The organism is Brachyspira sp., assembly GCF_029258575.1.
Lineage (GTDB): Bacteria > Spirochaetota > Brachyspiria > Brachyspirales > Brachyspiraceae > Brachyspira.
Map to the genome: position 1 here is coordinate 1 of NZ_JARHYI010000125.1, position 3418 is coordinate 3418.

The 3418-nt window shown below is 21.9% G+C and carries 5 protein-coding genes and 1 pseudogene; all 6 read left to right on the top strand.

What is annotated here, in order from left to right:
* Positions 1-385: pseudogene (locus Q1J76_RS09805) on the top strand (tetratricopeptide repeat protein); the annotation flags it as partial.
* Positions 386-438: 53 nt separating this feature from the next.
* Positions 439-909 carry a DciA family protein gene (locus Q1J76_RS09810; protein WP_300369894.1) on the top strand — a complete coding sequence of 157 codons (471 nt, stop codon included), beginning with the start codon at positions 439-441 and terminating at the stop codon, positions 907-909.
* Complete coding sequence (locus Q1J76_RS09815; RefSeq protein WP_300369895.1) at positions 899-1777, top strand: sigma-70 family RNA polymerase sigma factor; 879 nt, start codon at positions 899-901, stop codon at positions 1775-1777. Before Q1J76_RS09810 ends, Q1J76_RS09815 begins: the two co-directional genes overlap by 11 nt.
* Before the next feature lies 1 nt (position 1778).
* Positions 1779-2282: a hypothetical protein gene (locus Q1J76_RS09820; RefSeq protein ID WP_300369896.1), complete on the top strand. Its 504-nt coding sequence runs from the start codon at positions 1779-1781 to the stop codon at positions 2280-2282.
* A 50-nt stretch (positions 2283-2332) separates the two neighbouring features.
* Entirely contained in the window at positions 2333-2896 is a 564-nt protein-coding gene (locus tag Q1J76_RS09825) for a DNA-3-methyladenine glycosylase I (RefSeq protein ID WP_300369897.1), read from the top strand.
* An 83-nt stretch (positions 2897-2979) separates the two neighbouring features.
* The coding region (locus tag Q1J76_RS09830) for a cyclic nucleotide-binding domain-containing protein (RefSeq protein WP_300369898.1) at positions 2980-3418 on the top strand (439 nt) is incomplete at its 3' end.

Consider the following 3418-nt stretch of genomic DNA (forward strand, 5'->3'; position numbering starts at 1 on the left):
TAAAAATTTTAATTCTGCTTTAAGTACATATCAAGAAGCATATAAGATAGATCCCAAATACAGAGGATTAAAAGACTCTATAATAAGAAATAAAAGTATATTGGCTAGAATATCTGGAGATACCAATATAGATAATAATTATAATGAATATATAGAAAATAAAATTACAAATACAAATCAAAATGATACTGTAATAACATATGATGAAGATGTAGAAGCTAAACCTATAGAAATAGATATCATGGAAACAAATACAATGCTCACTAATAATATAATAAATACACCAAACGATATCACAAACAATGCAAATTATACTGAAACAAATACAGTAAATACAAATAACATCTCTTCACAAACAAATGTTCAAAATGATACTTCAAATTAATGATATTGATTATATAAAAAATTATTGTATCATTATGTATGAGGTTATTATAAATGCATACTATAAAAAATACATTAGAAGAATATTCAAATAGAAAATCGTATCAGAATATAAATTTAGCTAATTATATAAAGATATCGCAAAAATGGAATGATATTATGGGTGAAGTATTATCTAAAATATGTTATCCTTCATTCTATAGAAATGGAATTCTTACTTTAAATGTAATAGATAGTGTATGGGCTAATGAAATATTTATGAATAGAAATAATATATTCAAAAATATAAAAAAAGAAACAAATATAGAAGTAGTTGAATTAAAAACTAGAATAGGAGAAGTTAATAATAATAAAACAGCAGAAAATATAAATATTAAAGATATAGAACAATTAGACAAAGAAATAACAAAAGAACATAAAGAATGGATAGATAATATTATAAAAGAAACTGATATAAAAGATGAAAGAATGAAACAGATATTTATTAATATATTAAAGTATGAGGATAGTGTTAATGATAGATGATGAGATTATAAAACAATTGATAACAGATTATAAAGCAACTAGAAGTACTGTAGCTTTAAAAGAAATCAATGAACATTTATCCAATTATATTTATAATTATCCTAGAAAAGTTTTCGGAATTTTTCATGATGATGCTTTGGAATTCTATTCATACTATATAGAAAGAATAGATAATATATTATTAAAATATAATAAAACAGATACTAAATTCATCACTTGGTTCACATACACATTAAGAAGCCATTATTTAAATTTTATAGATCATAAAAAAAGAAAGAATAAATATAACAAACAAGAAATATCAATAGATGCCCCTTTATGCTCTAAATATGCCCTCACTTTGCATGATGTTCTTTATGACACTAAACATTATGTAATGAATGAATATACTGATAATTATAATGAAAGCAATATTGAAAACATTTCTCTAAATATGTTTAATTATATAAATGAAAAATTTAATGACAGAGATTCAATAGCATTTTTTATACATAATTTGGAATTATTTATAAATCTTATAATAAAGCCTTTAATGAAATATTTTAATATAAATTATGAAGAAGCATATTTAATAATAGAAAAAGCAAGAGCAACATATATAAATAAATATAATGAGATAATAAAACAGCAGGATAAAATAGCAAAGGTTAATGCAAAAATAGAAGAAAATCATAAGAAGGGACTTTTTACAGTACATTTAGCTAGCAAAAAACAAAATTATATAAAAAAACTGCATTCTATAAAAATAAATGTACCATATGATTTTATAGCAACCCTTTTGAATATTACAAATAATGCTGTTACAAAGATTATAAATAAAATAAAAGCTAATTTAAAAGAAAATTTTAATAATTTATCGGATTTATAATATGAGCAAATATAATTATACAGAAGAAGAAATCATAAACTATGTAAATGGTATTAGGGTATCCGATGATTTTTTGAAAGAACTTGAAATTAATACCGATTTGCAGATAAAGGTAAGTTCTTTAAAAAATGATTTATTTCTTATGGAGAATTTAGAAGATTCTAATATGTTCGAAGAATCAAAAAGAAAATCTGTTTTAAATATCAAAGATGGAATAGTTGATTATATGCTTTATTTTAGTAAATTAACTCCGCTTACTTCCAGAGGAGAAGATGATAAAAAAATTAAAGATATTTATGTTTATAAAAATATAGAAATATTCAAAAACAATGATGAATATTCTATTAATATAAATGATATAAAAAATTGGTGTATTGTAGAATGCAATGGAGAAAAAACAGTAAATATATTTGGGCAAAGAGATAATTATTCTTTTGTTATTAATAGAAAAGGAAAATATAATATAAAAGTAGATGATTATGAAACTTCAATAAATATAGAATAATCGAATGAATAATAAATTCAAAAAATTAATAGAGGAGTTATTTTTTAATAATGCAGAAAATATGCAAATGGCCTAAAAGCCAAATAGAGATAAAATATCATAATGAAGAATGGTGCCAAATTTGTCATAATGAAAGGAAGTTATTTGAAATGCTCATACTTGAAAATATGCAGGCTGGTTTAAGTTGGAAATGTGTATTAGATAAAAGAGAAAATATGAGAGAGGCATTCGATAATTTTGATTATAAAAAAATATCAAAGTATGATGATAGAAAAATAGATGAGCTTTTAAACAATAAAGGAATAATAAGAAATAAAAGAAAGATAAATGCCCTTATAATAAATGCCAATAAATTTATTGAAGTACAAAAACAATTCGGAAGTTTTGATAAATATATTTGGTCTTTTACAAATGGAAAACAAATAGATAATCAATTGAATGATGACTCCCCTCTTCCAGCAAAAAATGAATTATCAGATACTATCAGTGGAGATTTAATAAAAAGAGGTTTTAAATTCACAGGAAGTATAATAATATATAGTTATATGCAAGCTATAGGTATTGTAAATGATCATTCTATTAATTGCTTTTATTATAAAAATAATAATAAATAACATTAAAATAAGTAAAAATTCATTAAAAATATTGACTAATAGTAAAAATAAGCTAAAATTAAAGTATTATTTGGGTAACAATTATGCAAAAATACAATACTTTAAATTTCAAAAAATCATCTATAATTTTTCTTAAAGATCAAAACCCCAAAAATCATTTTTATATAATTAAAAAAGGTCAAGCCGTATCATATGGAACTTTTAATCATAAAATAGAATTTAAACAAGGAGATATATTAGGTTTAATAAATACAGTACTTAATGAGCCTTATTTCTATAATATAGAAGCATTGGAAGATATGGAAGTTATAGAATTAACTTTAAATGAAATGATCAATACAAAAAATAGAGATCTAATGATGAAAATACATAATTATTTAAATTCTTTATTAGAAACTTGGCTTGGAAGATATTATTTGCTTATATCAGAAAATAAAGAAATCACTAAAGGAAAAACTAAAGAAGAAATTATTAATATGGCTCAAGTATATGCTACAAATGGATTTAAACATGCTTCATATA

Excerpts from the sequence above, each read along its gene's own strand:
- Q1J76_RS09825 (WP_300369897.1), top strand. The coding sequence starts at position 2,333 with ATGCAGAAAATATGCAAATGGCCTAAAAGCCAAATAGAGATAAAATAT.
- Q1J76_RS09810 (WP_300369894.1), top strand. The coding sequence starts at position 439 with ATGCATACTATAAAAAATACATTAGAAGAATATTCAAATAGAAAATCG.
- Q1J76_RS09815 (WP_300369895.1), top strand. The coding sequence starts at position 899 with ATGATAGATGATGAGATTATAAAACAATTGATAACAGATTATAAAGCA.
- Q1J76_RS09820 (WP_300369896.1), top strand. The coding sequence starts at position 1,779 with ATGAGCAAATATAATTATACAGAAGAAGAAATCATAAACTATGTAAAT.